At 71.4% G+C, this 18,810-nt stretch carries 20 protein-coding genes; 8 read left to right on the forward strand and 12 right to left on the reverse strand.

What is annotated here, in order from left to right; translation table 11 throughout:
• Nucleotides 1-16: 16 nt before the first annotated feature.
• Nucleotides 17-2,740: a LysM domain-containing protein gene (locus LG391_RS02610; protein ID WP_225765950.1), complete on the reverse strand. Its 2,724-nt coding sequence runs from the start codon at nt 2,738-2,740 to the stop codon at nt 17-19.
• A gap of 151 nt (nt 2,741-2,891) precedes the next feature.
• Nucleotides 2,892-3,884: a glycerophosphodiester phosphodiesterase family protein gene (locus LG391_RS02615; RefSeq protein WP_225765951.1), complete on the reverse strand. Its 993-nt coding sequence runs from the start codon at nt 3,882-3,884 to the stop codon at nt 2,892-2,894.
• Between the two features lie 98 nt (nt 3,885-3,982).
• Between LG391_RS02615 and LG391_RS02620 the strand changes: the two genes are divergently transcribed.
• From LG391_RS02620 to LG391_RS02635, 4 genes are all read left to right on the forward strand, one after another.
• A complete protein-coding gene (locus tag LG391_RS02620) occupies nt 3,983-6,454 on the forward strand; it encodes a ligase-associated DNA damage response DEXH box helicase (protein WP_225765961.1) in 2,472 nt (823 codons plus the stop codon).
• 284 nt (nt 6,455-6,738) lie between these two features.
• A complete protein-coding gene (locus tag LG391_RS02625) occupies nt 6,739-8,499 on the forward strand; it encodes an adenylate/guanylate cyclase domain-containing protein (protein WP_225765963.1) in 1,761 nt (586 codons plus the stop codon).
• Between the two features lie 74 nt (nt 8,500-8,573).
• Nucleotides 8,574-9,188 carry a hypothetical protein gene (locus LG391_RS02630; RefSeq protein ID WP_225765965.1) on the forward strand — a complete coding sequence of 205 codons (615 nt, stop codon included), beginning with the start codon at nt 8,574-8,576 and terminating at the stop codon, nt 9,186-9,188.
• Nucleotides 9,185-9,610 carry a hypothetical protein gene (locus LG391_RS02635; RefSeq protein ID WP_225765967.1) on the forward strand — a complete coding sequence of 142 codons (426 nt, stop codon included), beginning with the start codon at nt 9,185-9,187 and terminating at the stop codon, nt 9,608-9,610. Before LG391_RS02630 ends, LG391_RS02635 begins: the two co-directional genes overlap by 4 nt.
• A gap of 15 nt (nt 9,611-9,625) precedes the next feature.
• Here LG391_RS02635 and LG391_RS02640 read toward each other — a convergent pair whose 3' ends face one another.
• The 5 genes from LG391_RS02640 to LG391_RS02660 are packed head-to-tail and all read right to left on the reverse strand — an operon-like array spanning nt 9,626 to nt 11,855.
• On the reverse strand, nt 9,626-10,081 hold the full coding sequence (locus tag LG391_RS02640) for a periplasmic heavy metal sensor (RefSeq protein ID WP_225765969.1): 456 nt from the start codon (nt 10,079-10,081) through the stop codon (nt 9,626-9,628).
• A complete protein-coding gene (locus LG391_RS02645; protein ID WP_225765971.1) occupies nt 10,078-10,488 on the reverse strand; it encodes a hypothetical protein in 411 nt (136 codons plus the stop codon). Before LG391_RS02645 ends, LG391_RS02640 begins: the two co-directional genes overlap by 4 nt.
• Nucleotides 10,485-11,060: a sigma-70 family RNA polymerase sigma factor gene (locus LG391_RS02650; protein ID WP_225765973.1), complete on the reverse strand. Its 576-nt coding sequence runs from the start codon at nt 11,058-11,060 to the stop codon at nt 10,485-10,487. The genes LG391_RS02645 and LG391_RS02650 overlap by 4 nt, the downstream gene beginning before the upstream one ends.
• 19 nt (nt 11,061-11,079) lie before the next feature.
• Entirely contained in the window at nt 11,080-11,379 is a 300-nt protein-coding gene (locus LG391_RS02655) for a hypothetical protein (RefSeq protein ID WP_225765975.1), read from the reverse strand.
• Nucleotides 11,380-11,396: 17 nt separating this feature from the next.
• Entirely contained in the window at nt 11,397-11,855 is a 459-nt protein-coding gene (locus tag LG391_RS02660; RefSeq protein WP_225765977.1) for an EF-hand domain-containing protein, read from the reverse strand.
• Nucleotides 11,856-12,016: 161 nt separating this feature from the next.
• Between LG391_RS02660 and pdeM the strand changes: the two genes are divergently transcribed.
• Nucleotides 12,017-12,724 (forward strand): ligase-associated DNA damage response endonuclease PdeM, encoded by a 708-nt coding sequence (pdeM, locus tag LG391_RS02665; protein ID WP_225765979.1) that lies wholly within the window; start codon nt 12,017-12,019, stop codon nt 12,722-12,724.
• On the opposite strand, the gene LG391_RS02670 is transcribed toward pdeM, so the two are convergent.
• Genes LG391_RS02670 through LG391_RS02685 form a run of 4 tightly spaced genes read right to left on the reverse strand, consistent with a single transcriptional unit; the run spans nt 12,721 to nt 15,824 of the window.
• Complete coding sequence (locus tag LG391_RS02670) at nt 12,721-13,413, reverse strand: DNA replication protein (protein WP_225765981.1); 693 nt, start codon at nt 13,411-13,413, stop codon at nt 12,721-12,723. The two genes, pdeM and LG391_RS02670, sit on opposite strands and share 4 nt — an antisense overlap.
• The gene (locus LG391_RS02675; protein WP_225765983.1) at nt 13,410-14,507 is read right to left on the reverse strand and encodes an AI-2E family transporter; all 1,098 of its coding nucleotides are present in this window, start codon (nt 14,505-14,507) and stop codon (nt 13,410-13,412) included. The genes LG391_RS02670 and LG391_RS02675 overlap by 4 nt, the downstream gene beginning before the upstream one ends.
• Nucleotides 14,504-15,061, reverse strand: a complete 558-nt coding sequence (locus tag LG391_RS02680; RefSeq protein WP_225765985.1) for a CDP-alcohol phosphatidyltransferase family protein — start codon at nt 15,059-15,061, stop codon at nt 14,504-14,506. Before LG391_RS02680 ends, LG391_RS02675 begins: the two co-directional genes overlap by 4 nt.
• A gap of 49 nt (nt 15,062-15,110) precedes the next feature.
• The gene (locus LG391_RS02685; RefSeq protein WP_225765987.1) at nt 15,111-15,824 is read right to left on the reverse strand and encodes a hypothetical protein; all 714 of its coding nucleotides are present in this window, start codon (nt 15,822-15,824) and stop codon (nt 15,111-15,113) included.
• 86 nt (nt 15,825-15,910) lie between these two features.
• Here LG391_RS02685 and purM point away from each other — a divergent pair, with 86 nt between their 5' ends.
• From purM to LG391_RS02700, 3 genes are all read left to right on the forward strand, one after another.
• A complete protein-coding gene (gene purM, locus LG391_RS02690) occupies nt 15,911-16,993 on the forward strand; it encodes a phosphoribosylformylglycinamidine cyclo-ligase (protein WP_225765989.1) in 1,083 nt (360 codons plus the stop codon).
• A 258-nt stretch (nt 16,994-17,251) separates the two neighbouring features.
• Entirely contained in the window at nt 17,252-17,896 is a 645-nt protein-coding gene (gene purN, locus LG391_RS02695; RefSeq protein WP_225765991.1) for a phosphoribosylglycinamide formyltransferase, read from the forward strand.
• Nucleotides 17,897-18,020: 124 nt separating this feature from the next.
• Complete coding sequence (locus LG391_RS02700) at nt 18,021-18,164, forward strand: aa3-type cytochrome c oxidase subunit IV (protein ID WP_202964615.1); 144 nt, start codon at nt 18,021-18,023, stop codon at nt 18,162-18,164.
• A 111-nt stretch (nt 18,165-18,275) separates the two neighbouring features.
• Here the strand turns inward: LG391_RS02700 and ndk are convergent, their stop codons facing one another.
• Nucleotides 18,276-18,695, reverse strand: coding sequence for a nucleoside-diphosphate kinase (ndk, locus tag LG391_RS02705; RefSeq protein ID WP_225765994.1), 420 nt, complete (start codon nt 18,693-18,695; stop codon nt 18,276-18,278).
• Nucleotides 18,696-18,810: the final 115 nt, after the last annotated feature.

Genomic DNA, 18,810 nt, shown 5'->3' on the forward strand with positions numbered 1-18,810 from the left:
GATGAGAAGACCAGGCTCAGCCTTTCGGGAAGTCCGGCATGAAGTGGTCGACGAATTCGTTGAGCTCGGCGATGTTGAGCGGCCGGATCATGGCCTTGTCGTCCCAGCCTCCGGCGAACTTGTCCCGCCACTGGTTCGCCGGCTGGCCGATCGGATAGCGGCCGTTCTCGTCCGGTTTGACGTATTTGGCAGCATAGATCATCTCGAACACCTCCCTCGGCTTCTGCCGGTTCAGATATTCGAGGACCGTCCGCGGATCGACGTTCCGGTACTCGGCCAGGGCCAGCAGCCGGCCGGCCGGCATCAGGCCCTCGCTGTCGTTCTGCGTCAGCGCCTCCGCGATGCCCGGCTCCACCCCGGCCGCGATCAGATAGGCCCGGTTGTCGGGCACCGTGGCGGCGGCCGCCTTCGCCTTCTCGTGCGAATCGATCAGCGCCAGCGCGCTCGAGCCCACCAGGGTCATCAGCGTCCCGACCGGCCCGCCGACCTTCCCGATCCGCAGCAGGTTGGCCAGGCCCGGATAGCTCGAGATGAAGGTGCCGGTGGCCGCGGTGCCCAGCGCCAGCGCCTTCGGCCAGTCGCCCTGGGCGACATAGTTGACGGTGCCGAGCGCATTCCACCAGCCGAACACCTTCAGGTGGTTGGAGAAGACCTTGCTCCACACCCCCTTGTCCGCCGCGACGCGGCCGAGGAAGCCCTTGACCCCGGCCTCGCTGCCGTCCAGCCCCAGCCTTGCGCTCATGATCTGGCTGATCACCTGGGTGCCCTCGATCGCCGTGCCGGCGGCATAGAGGCCGAGGAAGCCGAGATTGCGCCAGCCCTGCTCCTCGAAATAGCCGGGATCGCCGATGTTGCGGCCGTACCGGTCGGCCTGGTTGTGCACGCCCCAGAGATAGGTGCCGGTGCCGTACAGGCTGAGGCCGAGGCCGAACGGCTTCGTCCCGGTCGCCCATTTGACGTCGGCCTGGACGTGGTTCCGCGCCATGCGCGCCGGCCAGCTGATGTCGACGATGATCTTGCTGGGATCGGCCAGCGTGCCCTTCTCCATCCCCTCCAGGTTGAAGATGCGCGCCGCCTCGGTCATCCCGGCCGAGCTGACGGCGAGCGCCAGCGACAGCTTAGGGTCGCCGTTCGGGTCCGGGGCCGCCGCCTGCTTGAGCAGCTCGTCCTGCTTCGGCGAGCCGGCCAGCTGCGGCGCGTATTCCGACAGCGCGGCCATGGCGCGGGTCAGCTGATAGCCGTCGCGGTTGATCCGCCGCAGGTCGGCATCGACGTCCTTGACCACGCCCTCCTGGTCGCCGATCCGCTGCTGCCGGGTCTGCGCCCCGGTCTTGAAGGGCTGTCCGGGCGGCGCGTCGTCGGCGGGCAGGAAGGCGTCCCAGTTGGCCGGCGGATTGGTCAGGGGGATCGCGGTCTGGCCCAGCTCGGTGACCGAATCCCGGATCCGGCCCTTGAGCTCGCCGACGCCGTCGATCACCCCCTGCTCGATCCGGTCCGCGTTCTTGTCGTCGCCCTGGAGGCGAAGCTCGCGGGCGATCGCCAGGGAGAGGACGGAGCCGGAGCCGTCGGCCGCCGATGTCTTCGCATTGACGTTCGGCGCCCCCCAGGCCTGCAGGGTGCGGGCCATGAAGTCGATCGAACCCTCGCCCTCCGGGCTGCGGTCGGCGCTGTCCGCCGCGGCGCTGAGGTTGCGGTAGATCTCGCCGTACTCGCCGACCACGCCGGTGCCCTGCTCGTCGTGCCAGAGCTGGGATTCCGGATTGACGAAATCGGTCGTGATGCTGCCGACGGTATCGCTGGCCTTGTCCAGGATCAGCGCGGCGGTGAGCGGGTCGACCTTCTCCGGGTCGGTCAGCTCCCGCAGCTTGGCTGCTGCTTTGTAGGCGCCGGTCGGCCCGTTCTCGCCCTGGCGGGGCTCGTCATAGGCCTTCTTGATCTCGGCCGCGGCGCGCTGCGGCCCGTCGACCAGGTAGTCCTTGGTCTCGGCCTTGATCGCCTCCTGCAGCTTCGGGTCCTGCGGGCCATAGGCCAGCAGCAGGTCCCGGTGGCCCTCGACCGCGGCCGTGGTCGGGGTGGTCACGGCGACCGCGGCGAGCTGGTTGCGGACCTCCTTGCGGAAATCCTGGATCGATTTCGGATCGGTGCCGGCCAGCCGGTACAGCGGGTCGAAGACCGCATGGGTGCGGCCCTGCGCCTCCCACGCCTGGGTGGCCGTCTTGCCGGCATCGTCGACGGCGGCAGCGAAAGCCGCGTCCCCGGGCCGCCGGGCCTTCAGCTCCGCCGTCAGCGTCTCCAGCGCATCCGCCGGCACCGCCGCCTCGCGGGTCGCGTAATACATCTCCTCGACGACCGCCGGACGCACGTCCTGGCCCTTCGCCAGCAGATCGGCCTGGTTCCGGACGATGCGGCTGCGCTCGTCGTCCAGGATGGTGATGCGGTCATGGGGATGGATGACGTCGGGGTCGCCCTCGGGCGGGAACCGGGTCGGATTGGCCGCGCGGATATCGGCGATCGTCCGGCCGTGGTCGCGGGCGACCCAGGTCAGGGTGTCGCCCAGCTTCACGTCGTAGAAGCTCCGGCCGGCATCGGCCTTGGCGGCCGGGGTCGGCGACGGCGGATCGGGCGGGACCGGCTGCTGGCGATACTGCGCCAGCGTCGCCTGGAAATCGGTGACCGCGGGCGGCCGCCGCACGACGAGGGGAGGTTCGGTCCGCCAGCCGATCCGCGGGGTCAAGGACATCGCCGTTTCCTCCAGCCGCCGCAGGCTGCCGGGAGGCCGGGCCCGCGTTACCGTTTTATGACGCGGAGTGTGGTGTCCAGACCGATGGGTGTCAAATCTCACGACGCGCGCATCCGGGCCTCGATCGGGGTCGGATGAGGGGGCCGGCGGACTATGGGCCTGGGATCGGCGATGCGGCGAACCGGTCGATCCGGTCGGTCTCGATGCCGCCGGCATAGCCGTCGGCGACCAGGTCGGCAATCTGCGCCGGATCGTCGATGCCTTCGGAGAAGCCGCCGCGCCACGGGCCGATCAGGAAGACCGGCGTGCCCGCCGCCTGCATCCGGGCGACGAACAGGTGCGGCCAGCCCCACAGCCAGGGCGCGACGTTCGACGGCACCAGCAGCACCGACCGCCGGCAGGACTCCGGCACATGGCCGGTCCAGCCTACTGCGATGTAGGTGATGAAGCAGTCCTTGATCGAGGCGCGGGACATCGCGCGGACATCCGGCAGCCTCTCGCGCAGCACCGCGATCGGCCGGGCGCCGCCATAGGCGGCCAGCCGGTCGCGGCGCTCCGCCGGCAGGGCCGCGAGATATGCGGCCAGCATCTCCCCCTCCGCCGGGTCGTTGCTCTTGATGTTCAGCAGGAAACGGCGGTCGGGGAACGTCGCCAGCACCTGGTCCAGCGACGGCATCAGCCCGATGCCCTTGCCGCGGAACGGGTAGGTCCTGCCGCCATCCGCGGTGTAGCCGTGGCCGATGTCCAGCGCCTGCAGCTCGGCCAGGCTGTGCTCGCGCGTGACGCCGCGCCCGTCGGTGCGGCAATCCAGCGTCCAGTCGTGGAAGACGGCGAAGCGGCCGTCGGTGGTCGGCTGGATGTCGAGCTCGACCGCCCCGGCGCCCAGGTCGAAGGCGGCGCGCATCGAGGCGATGGTGTTCTCCAGATAGGGATGCTCCGGCGGCAGCATCCGGGCGGCGGTGCAGGTGTCGCCGGTCAGCCCCGTCCGGTCGAAGCCCTGGGCCAGGCCGCGATGGGCCAGCAGCACCGGCGTTCCGCCCGGCGCGCCGTAAAGCCAGGAGCTGTTCTTGGCGAAGACGAAGGCAGCGAACGCCGCCAGGACGACGAGAACAAACACTAAACGCTTGCGTGTCCGGCGGGTCATGGGCTGATCTGTCCGGGTGGCGGGGCGGCGCAGGCTGGCCCCGGATCATGGCCGAAACGGCGCAGTGCCGTGGCGGTTGGATGTCGAGGCGCAGGTTCATGACCGCATTGGCGGAGACCGCCGAACCACTGCTGCCGCCGGCCTTCCAGGGCTGGTTCCGGCACAAGGGCTGGACGCCGCATCCGCACCAGCTGGAGATGCTGCAGGCGGCGCGCGACGGCACCCATGCCCTGCTGATCGCCCCGACGGGCGGCGGCAAGACCCTGGCCGGCTTCCTGCCGACGCTGACCGAGCTGGCGGAGCGGCCGCGCGAGGGGCTGCACACGCTCTACATCTCGCCGCTCAAGGCCCTGGCGGTCGACATCCACCGCAACCTGGAGCAGCCGATCGCCGAGATGCGGCTGCCGATCCGGGCCGAGACCCGCACCGGCGACACGCCGCAGATAAAGCGCGAGCGTCAGCGCCGCCATGCGCCGCAGATCCTGATGACGACGCCGGAGAGCCTGGCGCTGCTGCTGTCCTACACCGACGCCGACCGCATCTTCGGGTCCCTGCGGTGCGTCATCGTCGACGAGCTGCACGCTTTGGCCGGCACCAAGCGCGGCGACCTGCTGGCGCTCGGCCTCGCGCGCCTGGCCACCTTGGCGCCGGAGGCCCGCCGGGTCGGGCTGTCGGCCACCGTCGCGCATCCGGACGCGCTGGTCGCCTGGCTGTCGCCGACCGGCCATGCCGACCCGGCGCTGGTGCGCACGGTGCGCGGCCCGCCCGGGATCAAGCCGATCGTCGAGATCATGGAGACCGAGAGCCGCCTGCCCTGGGCCGGGCACATGGGCACCTACGCCGCCCAGGATCTCTACGACCGCATCCGCAGGGCCGGCACCACGCTGCTCTTCGTCAACACCCGGGCGCAGGCGGAGCTGGTGTTCCAGGCGCTGTGGCGGATCAACGACGAGGTGCTGCCGATCGCCCTGCATCACGGCAGCCTGGCGGCGGAGCAGCGCCGCAAGGTCGAGGCGGCGATGGCGCGGGGCGAGCTGCGCGCCGTGGTCGCCACATCCTCGCTCGACCTCGGCATCGACTGGGCGGCGGTCGACCTGGTGATCCAGATCGGCGCGCCGAAGGGCGCCAGCCGCCTGCTGCAGCGCATCGGCCGGTCGAACCACCGCTTCGACGCGCCCTCGGTCGCGGTGCTGGTGCCGGCCAACCGTTTCGAGGTGCTGGAGTGCCGCGCCGCCTCCGACGCCATCGAGGCGATGACGCTGGACGGCGATCCGCCCGCCCCCGGCACGCTCGACACGCTGGCGCAGCACCTGCTGGGCTGCGCCTGCTCCGCCCCGTTCGACGCCCGTGCGATGTTCGCCGAGGTGCGCCGCGCCGCGCCCTATGCCGCCCTGACCCGCCGCGACTTCGACGACGTGCTGGAGTTCGTCGCCCATGGCGGCTACGCGCTGCGCAACTACGACCGCTTCCACCGGCTGAGGCAGGACGCCGAGGGGCGCTGGAAGGTGGCCAGCGCCGTGGTCGCCCGGCAGTACCGGATGAATGTCGGCACCATCGTCGAGGAGGAGATGCTGAAGGTCCGCCTCTCCGGCGGCTTCGGCAAGGTGCTCGGCGAGGTCGAGGAGTATTTCGCCCAGGGGCTGGTGCCGGGCGACACCTTCATGTTCGCGGGGCAGCTGCTGCGCTTCATCGGCATCCGCGAGATGAGCGTGATCTGCAGCCGCGCCGCCAACGGCGAGCCCAAGGTTCCGGCCTATGCCGGCGGCCGCATGCCGCTGACCACCCATCTGGCCGACCGGGTGCGGCGGCTGCTGTCCACCCCCGCCCATTGGGCCGGGCTGCCGGATGACGCGCGGGAGTGGCTGGAGCTGCAGCGCGACCGCTCCGGCCTGCCGGGACCCGGCGAGCTGATGATCGAGACCTTCCCGCGCGGCGGCCGGCACTATATGGTCGCCTACTGCTTCGAGGGCCGGCAGGCGCACCAGACGCTGGGCATGCTGGTGACCAAGCGGATGGAGCGCGCCGGGCTGGGCCCGATCGGCTTCGTCGCCACCGACTACGTGCTGGCGACCTGGAGCCTGGAGCCGGTGACCGACCCGGCGCCGCTGTTCGACGAGGACATGCTTGGCGACGACCTGGAGGCCTGGATGGGCGAATCCAGCCTGCTGCGCCGCACCTTCCGCAACGTCGCCGTGATCGCCGGGCTGATCGAGCGCCGCATGCCCGGCGAGCGCAAGACCGGCCGCCAGGTCACGGTCAGCGCCGACCTGATCTACGACGTGCTGCGCCGGCACCAGCCGGACCATGTGCTGCTGCGCGCCACCCGCGCCGACGCGGCCCGCGGTCTGGTCGACCTCGGCCGTGTCGCCCTGCTGCTGAAGCGCGCCCGGCGCAAGCTGACGCTGCGCGCCCTTGACCGCATCTCACCCCTGGCCGTGCCGGTGCTGCTGGAGATCGGCCGCGTCAGCATCGCCGACGGCGCCATCGACCTGATGCTGGAGGAAGCCGCCGCCGAGATGATCGCCGAGGCGACGCCGAAGCGGGGCGAGCGCGGGCGAAAGCGCGCGTGAACGGGTGACTCGCAGCAGCGGTCACACACGTTGCCTCTCCCGCTTGCGGGAGAGGTCGGAGACGCGAAGCGGCTCCGGGTGAGGGGATTTCGTCGAGGCCTGGGCCAGCCCTCACCCGGTCTCGCTGCGCGAGCCCGACCTCTCCCGCGTCCGGCGGGAGAGGCAATGCCAGGCCGTCAACATCGCGCTACATTCACGCGATCGCCCTGCGTGACCGGGCGACACCGTTTGTGAGCCCCGCCCGGATTTGCTAAAATTGCATCCTTCGGGGCGAGGACAGGCCCATGGAACGGCCGGAGGTCCAGCGCAGGCTGGCGGCGATCCTGGCGGCGGACATGGTGGGCTACAGCCGGCTGATGGAGGCCGACGAGGCCGGCACCCTCGCGCGGCTGAAGACCCACCGGCTGGAGCTGATCGACCCGGCGATCGCCAAGACCCGCGGCAGCATCGTCAAGACCACGGGCGACGGCCTGCTGGTCGAATTCGCCAGCATCGTCGACGCCCTGACCTGCGCCACCGAGATCCAGCGTCGCATGGCCCGGCGCAACAGCGACGTCTCGCCGGCCCGCTGGATCCAGTTCCGCATCGGCATCAATCTCGGCGACGTGATCGTCGAGGACGGCGACCTGTTCGGCGACGGCGTCAACGTCGCGGCGCGGCTGGAGGCGCTGGCGGAGCCGGGCGGGATCTGCGTCTCGGGCGCGGTGCGCGACCAGGTCGGCGACCGCCTCGATTTCGGCTTCGACGATCTCGGCGAGCAGTCGGTCAAGAACATCTCACGGCCGATCCGCGTCTACCGGGTCCGGCTCGACACGGTGGTGGCCGAGGCCCCGCCCGAGGTCGCCGCCGCGGCTCCGGCCGCGATCAAGCCTTCCATCGTCGTGCTGCCCTTCGACAACATGAGCGGCGATCCGGAGCAGGAGTTCTTCGCCGACGGGCTGACCGAGGACATCATCACCGAGCTGTCGCGCTTCCACGAGCTGCTGGTGATCTCCCGCAACTCCGCCTTCGTGCACAAGGGCAAGGCGGTGAAGGTGCAGGACGTCGCCCGCGAGTTCGGCGTCCACTACGTGGTCGAGGGCAGCGTCCGCAAGGCCGGCGGCCGGGTGCGGGTCACGGTGCAGCTGATCGACGCCGAGACCGACCGGCACATCTGGGCCGAGCGCTACGACCGCGATCTGGCCGACATCTTCGCCATCCAGGACGAGGTGACCTCGGCGATCGCCGCCACCCTGCCCGGCCGGGTCGAAGCCGCGGCGCGCGACCGGGCGAAGCGGAAGACCACCGGCAATCTGGAAGCCTATGAATGCCTGCTGGCCGGCAAGGTGCTGCACCACCGGTCGACACGCGACGACAACGCCCAGGCGCTGGCGCTGCTCGACCGCGCCGTCGCCCTCGACCCGAAATATGCCCACGCCCACGCCTGGCGGGCCTGCGTGCTGGGCCAGAGCTGGGTCAACGGCTGGTGCGCCGATCGCGACGCCACCTGGGACGCCGTGGTCGGCGAGCTCGAGACCGCCGTCGCCCTCGACGACAACGACGCCGACGTCCACCGCATCCTCGCCGCGGTCGCCCTGACGCGGCACGAATTCGAACCATCCATGTACCACCAGGACCGGGCGATCGCCCTGAATCCGAATCACGACCTGATCGTGGTGCAGCAGGGCGAGATCCTGACCTGGCTCGGCCGGCCGGAGGAAGGCATCGACTGGATCCGCAAGGCGATGCGGCTCAACCCGCATCACCCGGAGCGGTTCTGGAGCCATCTCGGCCGGGCCTATTATACCGCCAAACGCTACGCCGAGGCGGTGGAGGCCTACAGCCACATCACCAGGCCTGACCACACCCACCACGCCTTCCTCGCCGCCGCGCTGGCCTGGATGGGCGATGCCACGGCCGCCGGCGCCCATGCCCAGGCGGTGCTGCGGACCAACCCCGATTTCACGGCGGAGGCGTTCCTGGCGACCCTGCACTACAAGGGCGACGAGGACCGCGCCCACTGCCGAGACGGCCTGCTCAAGGCCGGGCTGCCCGCCGGGTCCTGAGCTCACGAGATGTGCCCTGCCCCCGCCTGAGGGATTCGCTACGATCGATCCACACGGCGGAATCGGGGGAGACCATGGCGGAGGATGCGGAACGACGGGATCGCCTGGCCCGGGCCAAGGCGGCGCTGGCGATCGACGCCTCGCCGGCCAGCCGGGCGCGGATCGACTGCGGCTACGAGGCGCTGTGCGTCGACCTGGTCAGCGAATGGGTGCTCGGCGAGCGCCGCTACGAGAGCCAGGGGCAGCAGGCCGAGGCCTGGATCGCCCGGTTCTACGACGCGCTGCACAGCGACGAGCAGCCGGACGCGAACCGGATCTATGCCCGCTACCAGCTCGGCCTGCCGCGGGCGCAGTATCTGGCGCGGCTGCTGCGCGCCCGCCGCACGGCGCAATGGCGGACGGCCGCCCGGGCCGAGCTGCGCCAGGGACTGGAGCGGGCCGAGGCCGACGCCCGCGCCGCCGCCGCGGCCGGCCGGGCCCAGGTGCAGCGCTTCGAGCTGAGCCTGTCGCGCGGCGGCTATGACGAGCTCGTCACCCTCTACGACACGGTCGCGGCGGCGGTGGCCGACGGCGACCGGCCGGCGCCGCCGGCGAAGAAACCCTCCTCCCCCACCCTGACCTGGTTCTCGATCACGGCGGAGACGATCCTGGCCCTGCTCGATGCCCTGCGCCGGGAGGACCGGCCATGACCAACCCGCTGTCGCTGCTCAGCCCGCTGCTGACCCTGGCCGGCCTCGTCGGCAGCTTCTTCTACATCCAGCTCAGCCAATGGCTGCGCGATCTGGTGGCGCTGCGCCAGAAGGTCGAGCTGAACCGCTTCGCCGGCGACGAGGCGCAAAAGCGCGCCATCGCCGAATGCCGGATCGAATACCGCCGGCTGGCGACTTGGCACATCTATGTCGTCAACGCGAGCGTGATCGCCTTCGTGCTGTTCATCCTGGTGCTGGGGCTGCTGATGATCCGCCCGGCCGCCGCCGACCCGATGTACGACTATCTGGCGACCGCGCTGTGGGTCTTCCTCGCCGTGTTCGTCGGCCTCGCCTCCGGCCTGTTCTGGCTCGGCCACAGCAAGGCGCGGGAGATCGGGGACATCCTGGAGCCGAAAGCCTGATCCGACGCATGGCCGTCAAGGCCCGCGGTCGCCCAGCAGCCCCAAGCCGCCCGCGGGGGGCTGGATTCCCGCGCGGTCCGCGGCGGGCATCTCCGCCAGGCTGGCGGCGAGGGCCGACTGCAGCAGCGCCTGCACGTCCCCGGTCCTGGACCGGACCTCGGCCATGGCAGCTTCCAGTGCGCCGAGGTCGAGCGGGTCGGCCCGCATCAGCGCGAACATGCGCTGCCGCGCCTCGCGCAGGCCGCCGACCGCGGACCGCAGCTCCGCCCGGTCCTGCAGCAGCCGGCGCAGCACGTCCCGCCGCAGCTCCGGCGGATAGGCCCGCATCACCGAGGCGGCCACCGTCTCCACGCGCCGCTCGAACCAGCGGCCGGCCAGCCAGGCGCCGCCCAGGAACAGGTTGAGGCATAGCGAGGCCGACAGGACGATGGCGAGGATCAGCGTGGTTCGCCGCCGCAATGCCGTGGTCACAGCAAGCCTCCGAGATCACCCTGGCCGGACATCAGCGCCAGTACCGACAGCGCGACGTCGAGATCGGCACCGCCGGGCAGTGTTGCCAGCATCACCACTGCGCCGGCGGCGAGGGACAGCAGCGAGGCGCCCGCGCTCGCAGTCCAGAAGCGCCATGTCGGCCGCCAAGCCGCCTCCTCCTCCGCCTCGACGGCCGCCAGGATCCGGCCGATCTCCGCAGCGCCGAAGGGCGGCGGGCGGACCGCGGCGCCCAGCGTCCGTTCGAGGGCGGCGAACCGCGCCAGCATCTCCGCCGCTTCGGCATCCTCGGCCACAAGCCGGCGGGCGGAGTCGGCCAGCTTCCGTGGCCAGCGGTCGAGATCGGCCCCGAAACGGAGCAGCGCCTCGTCGAGTTCGGCCCTGGTCATGACCTCGTCTCCCTTTCGTCGATCACGGCCCGCAGCGTGCGCCGGGCACGGACCAGAAGCTGCTCCGCCGCCCCCTGGCTGATGCCTAGGATGGCGGCGATCTCGGCATTGCTCCGCCCGCCCTGGACGGCCAGCAGCAGCGCCAGCCGCTGCCGCTCGGGCAGGGTCCGGATCAGCCGGGCGACCGCCGCGAGGCGGTCGCGGCCGGACAGGGTTGTCAGCGCGGTCGGCGCGTCGTCGGCCGGCTCCGGCCCGTTCCCGAAGGGCAGCCAGCGCCGCAGGCGCCGCCGCCGCGCCCGGTCGAGGCAGCGATTGGCGACCACGCGGTAGAGCCAGGTGGTGAACGCCGCCTGGCCCGGCCGCCACGCATCGGGCCGCCGCCACAGCATCAGGAACACGTCCTGCGCGATGTCGTCGGCCTCATCCGCCCGGCCGCCGAACCCCAGCGCCAGCCCTCGCACCCTGTCGCCGTGGCGGCGCATGAGCACGGCGAAGGCACGCCGATCCCCGGCGGCAATGCGGGCCAGGAGATCTGCGTCGGCCAGCGCCTCCTCGCCCGCCCCCTCCGCCATGCCGTGCGTCCGCGATGCGTCAAAACCGGCGCCAGACCCGCCCTGCCGCAATGCTGCGGCCTGCCGGCCCGGTGACGCTGCGGTAACCGTAGCTGCGGAACGGGCCTTGCACCACGCCGCTGGAGCGGGACCAGGACCGGCCGCCGGGGCCGGTGACATCGACGGTGCGGCTGCAGGAATGGTTGCCGCATTGTCCGCTGAGCGTCCGGGTTCCGCCATGCGGGCCGGTCCAGCTGCGGGACCAGTCCTCGGCGCCGGCCGGACCCGCGGTCAGAAGAAGCGCCGCCGCGACGGCCGCCATGCTGAGCCTGATCATCATCCCTCCTTCCGCCCGTCTCAGCGGGCCTGGTTCAGAAAGGCCACGAACTGCGCCTTGGTGACGCCGCGGCCGGTCGTGTCGAGGCGATCGAACCAGGATGTCCCGGCCACGAACTCGTCGCGCGAGACCAGGCCGTCGCCGTTCCGGTCCAGGCCGGCCAGGCGCTCGCTCCGGGTCGGCATCTGCGCGCGGCGTTCGGCGAAGCGGGCGAGCCGCCCGGCGGCGCGCGCCTGCGCCTGGCTCCGGGCTGCCTCGGCTTCGGGGGCGGTCACGACGCCGTCGTGGTCAGTGTCGAGGCGGTCGAACATCCGGCCGCCCGCCGCCTGGACCTCGGCCCGGGTGACGACGCCGTCGTGATCGGCGTCGATCCGGTCGAACATCCGGTCCGCGAACCGGCCCTGCTCCTGCGCCTGTACGGCGTCGCCGCCCAGGACGGTCGCGGCAAGGACGATCACGAGGCTTCGGGCGATCGACATGGTCTCCATCTCCTGCTCTGCGCATCCGGCATCTCCGGATCACGCGCCCTTGAACGCCGGCAGAGAGGGGTCCCTACGCGAAAATCGGACGGACCGAGGTCAAAGAACATAAATCGAACAAAACCGTTGCGCCGCTCCGGTGCCGGGTCTACATCCGGGCGATGCCGACCCGCACCATCCCGCTCCGCGACCACGCCTTCCGGCCCGATCCGTCGGGCGTGCTGTGGTGGGCGGAGCGGCGCTGGCTGCTGGTCGCCGACCTGCATCTGGAGAAGGCGACGGCGCTGGCGCAGCGCTCGCGCCGCCTGCTGCCGCCCTATGACAGCACCGCGACCCTGGCCCGGCTCGGCGCCGCGATCGACCGGCTCGATCCGGCGGCCGTGGTGGCGCTGGGCGACAGCTTCCACGATTCGGAGGGGGCGGACCGCCTCGCCGCCGACGACCTCGCGACCCTGATCCGGCTGGCACGGGGCCGCGACTGGATCTGGGTGCTCGGCAACCATGATCCGGACCTGCCGGCGTCCCTGCCCGGCGACCGGACGGAGGAACTGCAGGTCGACGGTCTCGTCTGCCGCCACGCCGCCCGGCCGTCGGCGTCCGGCGAGATCTCCGGCCACTACCATCCCAAGGCGGCGGTCAGCGGCCGCGCCGGGCGGGTGACCGGGCGCTGCTTCGTCGCCGACGAGCACCGGCTGGTGCTGCCGGCCTTCGGCGCCTACACCGGCGGGCTCGACGTGCTCGACCCCGCGATCCGTGGGCTGCTCGGCCCCCTCTTCCACGTCTGGCTGATCGGCCGCGCCGGGCTGCACCGCTTCCCCGGCGCCCGCCTGTCGCCGATCGCCCTGCGATACATCGACAGCGTCGCCTAGCGCTGCTCCGCCAGGATCGATCGCACCAGCGGCAGGGTGATCGACCGGCCCTGCGCCAGGCTGGCGGCGTCGATCTCGGCCACCAGCCGCCGCGCCTCGGCGAAGCTGCGCTCCATCCGCGCCAGCATCGCCTGCACGATCTCCGGCCCGACCGCGAGCTGGCGATCGGCGAACAGCTTGGCCAGCACCTGGGCCAGCAGCACGTCGTCCGGCTCGCCCAGCCCCACGGCCGGCGCCGCCTTCAGCCGCGAGGCGAGGTCGGGCAGCGCCACCGGCCAGCGCGCCGGCGGCTCGCGGGCCGCCAGCAGCAGGAAGCCGCCGGCCTCCTTCAGCAGGTTGCGCAGGTGGAACAGCGCCCGCTCCGCCGCCGCGTCGCCGGCCACGCGGTCGGCATCGTCCAGCGCCACCGCCCCCTCGGCGGCGAGCTCGGCCGGATCGGCCGCGGCCAGCGCGCCGCCCGCGAGGATCCGGGCGCCGGCGCGCTGCGCCCAGATGCCGAGCAGATGGCTCTTCCCCGCCCCCGGCGCGCCGTGCAGGGCCAGCACCGGCCCGGGCCAGCCCGGCCAGCGCGCGATCCACTCCGCGGCCTCGCGGTTGCTGTCGGCGACGATGAAGTCCTCCGGCCCCAGGGCGGGGGGCAGCGACAGGTCGAAGACGAACTGGGCCACCGGGCTGGCGCTCTTGCTCATGAGACGGTGGGGAGGTCCATGTCCGGCGGGTCGGCGGGCGGCGGCGGGCCGTACAGCGCGCTCTGGCGGTAGCGGTGCAGGGCGAAGCGGGTCAGCACGCCGATCACCGCCGCCATCGGCACCGCCAGCATCACGCCGGTGAAGCCGAACAGGCTGCCGGCGGCGAGCAGCGCGAAGATCACCCAGACCGGGTGCAGGCCGACCGAATCGCCGACCAGCTTCGGGGTGACGAAATTGCCCTCCAGGAACTGGCCGAGCACGAAGATCCCCAGCACCAGCGCCCACATGGTCCAGTCGTCGTACTGCACCAGCGCGATGCCGACCGAGCTGACGAGGCCGACCAGCGAGCCGACATAGGGGATGATCGAGAGCACGCCGGTGATCAGCCCGACCAGAAGCCCGAAGTTCAGCCCGACCATGGACAGGGTGATGGCGTAGAACAGACCGAGCAGCAGGCAGACGGTGAGCTGGCCGCGGATGAAGCGGGACATGGTCCGGTTCACCTCGCGCCCCAGGCCGCGGATGGTCTCGCGCTGCGCCACCGGCAGGTTCTGGTCGATCACCCCGACCATGTGGTCCCAGTCGCGCAGCATGTAGAAGGCGACCACCGGGGTGATGAAGACCAGCGACAGCAGGTCGATCAGCGCCATGCCACCCTGCCACAGGCTGCGGAGCACGGTGCCGATCCAGGACACGGCGTTGCCGGCATACTGGCTGACCGCGCGCTGGATCTCGTTGAAGTCGGATTCCGAGACGCGGTGGCGCAGCTCGGCGATCAGCGGCTGCAGCCGCGTGCCCGCCCGGGCCACGTAGTCGGGCACCGCCGAGACCAGCCCGGTGACCTGGTTCACCAGGATCGGCACCACGATCAGCACCGCCAGGATCGCAAGGATGACGAACAGCAGTAGCAGCACCGTGGTCGCCAGCCAGCGCGGCAGGCCCAGCCGCTGCAGCCGGTCGCAGGCCGGGTCCAGCAGATAGGCGATGATCATGCCGGTGACGAAGGGCGCCAGCACGCCGCTCAGCAGCCAGACCAGGAGGCAGAAGACGACGAAGCCGATCAGCCAGAAGCGGATTTGGGCGGATCCGTTCACGCGTGCGCCCCGGCCGGGGTGAAGAAGCGGCGGATGGTCTCGCGCAGATAGCCGAGCGCCGACAGGGTGGTGGTGCCGGCCACGACCCAGACCAGGACCGCGATCGCGCCGCTGGCGTCGACATGCAGCCCGGGCGCCGCCATCACCAGCACCACCAGCGCGATCTGCATCACCGTGTTCAGCTTGCTGATCATCGATGGAGTCAGCGAACGGGTGCCGCGGCCGGCGAAATGCAGCACCACCACGCCCAGGACCAGGCCGATGTCGCGCGCCACCACCAGCGCCACCAGCCAGACCGGCAGCGCCGCCATCCAGGTCAGGGCGAGATATGTCCCGACCAGCAGCGACTTGTCGGCGATCGGGTCGAGATAGCTGCCCAGCGCCGTGCGCGCCTGCAGCCAGCGGGCCAGGATGCCGTCGATCGCATCGGTCAGCGCCGCCGCCGAGAACATCCAGAAGGCCGTGACCAGGCGGCCGTCCAGGATCAGCCAGATGGTGACCGGGGCGACGACGAGCCGGGCCAGGCTGAGCAGGTTCGGCAGGTATCGGAGCATACGGCGCAAAGGGCCTGACCTCGATGCCAAGAGTGTCGTCACGCCGGGGCTACATCCCGCCGGTTCGGTGCAGCTCCAGCGCCTGGGCGCCCTGCTGCACCGTCAGCCCCTGCTGCGACAGGATCTGGTTGAGCTGGGCCTGGTCGCCCGGGAAGCGCAGCTCCAGCACCGCCTGCCGCGCCGTCAGGCTGACCAGGGAGGACGAGACCACGCCGCCGAGGCGGGTCAGCCGGCCCTGCACGTCGTACCAGTCGGCCGGTGCCGCGATCGGCACGGTGACGGTGACCGATCCCCGCGCCGCGAAGCCCGGCTGAGGCAAGGTTCCCGGCGCCGTGCCGGGCGCCGTCGCGATGGCCGGCGGCGCGGCACCGCCGCCGGCCAGCAGCTGCTGCACGCCGGCGCTGCGGAAGGTATAGGCGAGATTGGCCGCGTAGTGGCCGGGCGAGGCCTGCTCGGACTTCACCTGGAAGCTCTGCACCAGCCGCTCGACATCGGCGTCAGACATGCCGGAGACGCGGTTCGGATCGGCGCCGATCTGCTGCAGCAGCTGCTGCAGCGCCTTGCGCGGCCCCTGGGCGAAGGCCTTGGTGCGGGCCTCGGTCGCGTTGGCCGCCGTCGCCTCGACCGCGACGCTGTCGACCGAGTAGCCGGAGGCGCTGCCCGCGATCGGCGCCCCGCCGGGGGTCTGGGCACGCACCGGCACCAGCCCGGCGCAGAGAAGCGCGGCCGCCAGAGCCAGGGTCGATCCGATGCGAAGCATCATTGCAAAGCCTTCCGGTTCCGCTATGGTCCGCGCCCATCCGCACGGATAATCCGCCTTTATATAGCACCCCTCTCTGCGAGGTCATCATGTGCCCGTCGGCCGACTCCAAGCATCCCTCCGACGCCTATGCCCGGGCCGGTGTGAACATCGCCGAAGGCGAGGCCTTCGTCGGCGACATCAAGCCCCTGGCCGAGAGCACGCGCCGCAAGGGCATGATGGAGGGGCTGGGCGGCTTCGGCGCGCTGTTCGACCCGAAGGCCGCCGGATTCCGCGACCCGATCCTGGTCGCCGCCACCGACGGCGTCGGCACCAAGCTGAAGGTGGCGATCGAGACCGGCCGGCACGACACGGTCGGCATCGACCTCGTCGCCATGTGCGTCAACGACCTTGTGGTGCAGGGCGCCGAGCCGCTGTTCTTCCTCGACTACTTCGCCTCCGGCAGGCTCGACCGTTCGGTCGGCGGCGGCGTGCTGCGCGGCATCGCCGAGGGCTGCCGCCAGGCTGGCTGCGCCCTGATCGGCGGCGAGACGGCGGAGATGCCGGGCATGTACGCCGCCGGCGACTACGACCTGGCCGGCTTCGCCGTCGGCGCGGTCGAGCGCGACCAGGCCCTGACCGGCCGCGACGTGCGCGACGGCGACGTGGTGCTGGGCCTGGCCTCGACCGGCGTCCATTCCAACGGCTATTCGCTGGTCCGCCGCACCGTCGCCGAGGCCGGGCTGTCCTGGGACCAGCCGGCGCCCTTCGCCGGCGACCGATCGCTCGGCGAGGCCTTCCTGACCCCGACCCGGATCTATGTGAAGAGCAGCCTCGCGGTCATCCGCGCGGGCGGCGTCCACGCCCTGGCGCACATCACCGGCGGCGGGCTGACCGAGAACATCCCGCGGGTGCTGCCGGACGGGCTGGGCGTCGCCCTCGACGCCGGCGCCTGGCCCCTGCCCCCGGTGTTCCGCTGGCTGAAGGCCCAGGGCGGCCTCAATGCGGTCGAGCTGGCCCGCACCTACAACTGCGGCATCGGCATGGTGATGATCGTCGCGCCCGGGCAGGCGGACGCCGTTTCGACGATCCTGGCCGGCCAGGGCGAAACGGTGCACCGGATCGGCCGGGTCGTCGCCGATGCCGGGCATTCCGTGGCCATCGCGGGCACGGAGGCGGCATGGGCCGTCTAAACCCGCATTTCCTAGACCCGTTGTGCCCTGCGCCGGTTCAACATGCCGACAGGGCAGGAGGGCGGCGCAGCGCGATGCAGCGCATCGCGCAAGTCGTTCGACGCACCATGTCGGCATGTTCAACCGGCCCGGAGGGTCGCCTTGCGGCGGCCGCCTGCGGGCGCGGGCCACTCGACCGTATGGCCCGATACGCTCTTCGTGGCCCGCGCCCTCATTCGACTCACCGCAAGGCGACGCAGGGCGCAAGGGGTCTGGGAAATGCGGGTTAAGGTCGGAATCCTGATCTCCGGCCGGGGCAGCAACATGGCGGCCCTGGCCGAGGCCTGCGCCGCGCCGGACTTCCCGGCCGAGATCGCGCTGGTGCTGTCCGACATCCCGGGCGCCGGCGGCCTGGCCGTCGCGGAGGGCCGAGGCCTCGCCACCGCCACGATCGACCGCAAGGCCCATCCGTCCAGGGCCGCCTTCGAGGCGGCGATGGACGAGGCGCTGCGCGCCGCCGGGGTCGAGCTGATCTGCCTGGCCGGCTTCATGCGGGTGCTGAGCGCCGATTTCGTCGGCCGCTGGCACGACCGCATCCTCAACATCCACCCGTCGCTGCTGCCGGCCTTCCCCGGCCTGCACACGCATGAGCGGGCGCTGGCCGCCGGCGTCAGGCTCGCCGGCTGCACCGTGCACATCGTGCGGCCGGTGGTCGATGACGGGCCGATCCTGGTCCAGGCCGCGGTGCCGGTGCTCGACGGCGACGATGCCGCCAGCCTCGCCGCGCGCATTCTGGTGGAGGAGCATCGCTGCTATCCGCTGGCCCTGCGCTGGGTCGCCGAGGGGCGGGTCCGGATCGAGGACGGGCGGGTCCGGATCACCGGTGCGGACGCCGCCGCAGGCGCGATCCGCAACCCCTTGTGATAATTGTCACAAAGCCCAATAGACGCTGCGACAATTAAACCCTATTTCACTGGACAAGGCCGGGGGGCACCCGTAAATGGTGCCTCGATCGCAAACATACGAAAGCGTGACGAGGATGGGCGCGATGGCCAGCGAAGGCACGAATCAGGTTCCGGAAGAACTGCTGGCTTCGCGCAAGCAGATGTATGCCAGCTTCGTGCGCTTCAGCACCTGGGGCATCGTCGCCGTCGCCATCCTGCTGATCGGCATGGCGCTGTTCCTGCTCTGATTTTCGCCATCGGCGCGAAAAAGGCCGGCCCCGCGGGGACCGGCCTTTTTTGTTGCCCGAAGGCGGCGTCCGGCCATCCCCGCCGGGGCGGGGACGGCAACGGCGCCTCGATCAGCCGACGATCTCGGTGCCGGCGAAGAAGAAGGCGATCTCGATCGCCGCGTTCTCCAGCGAATCGGAGCCGTGCACCGAGTTCGCCTCGATCGATTCCGCGAACTCCTTGCGGATGGTACCCTCGGCGGCGTTCGCCGGGTTGGTGGCGCCCATCACCTCGCGGTTGCGGGCCACGGCGTTGTCGCCCTCCAGCACCTGGACCACGACCGGGCCCGAGATCATGAAGTTGCAGAGGTCGTTGAAGAACGGCCGCTCCTTGTGCACGCCGTAGAAGGCCTCGGCCTGGGCGCGGCTCAGCTGGATCCGCTTCTGCGCGACGATGCGCAGGCCGGCCTCCTCGAACTTGGCGTTGATCTTGCCGGTCAGGTTGCGGCGGGTGGCGTCCGGCTTGATGATGGACAGGGTGCGCTCGGCCATTGGATCCTCGGTTTGCAGGCGTTGGCGATCGGAATTGCGCGGCCTTATAGACGGGCCGCCCCGATCCGGCAACCGAGGCGCGCGATTTCCGCGCTGTCATGCTATGACCGCGCCG

The sequence above is a fragment of the Inquilinus sp. Marseille-Q2685 genome, assembly GCF_916619195.1.
Taxonomy (GTDB): Bacteria; Pseudomonadota; Alphaproteobacteria; order DSM-16000; family Inquilinaceae; genus Inquilinus.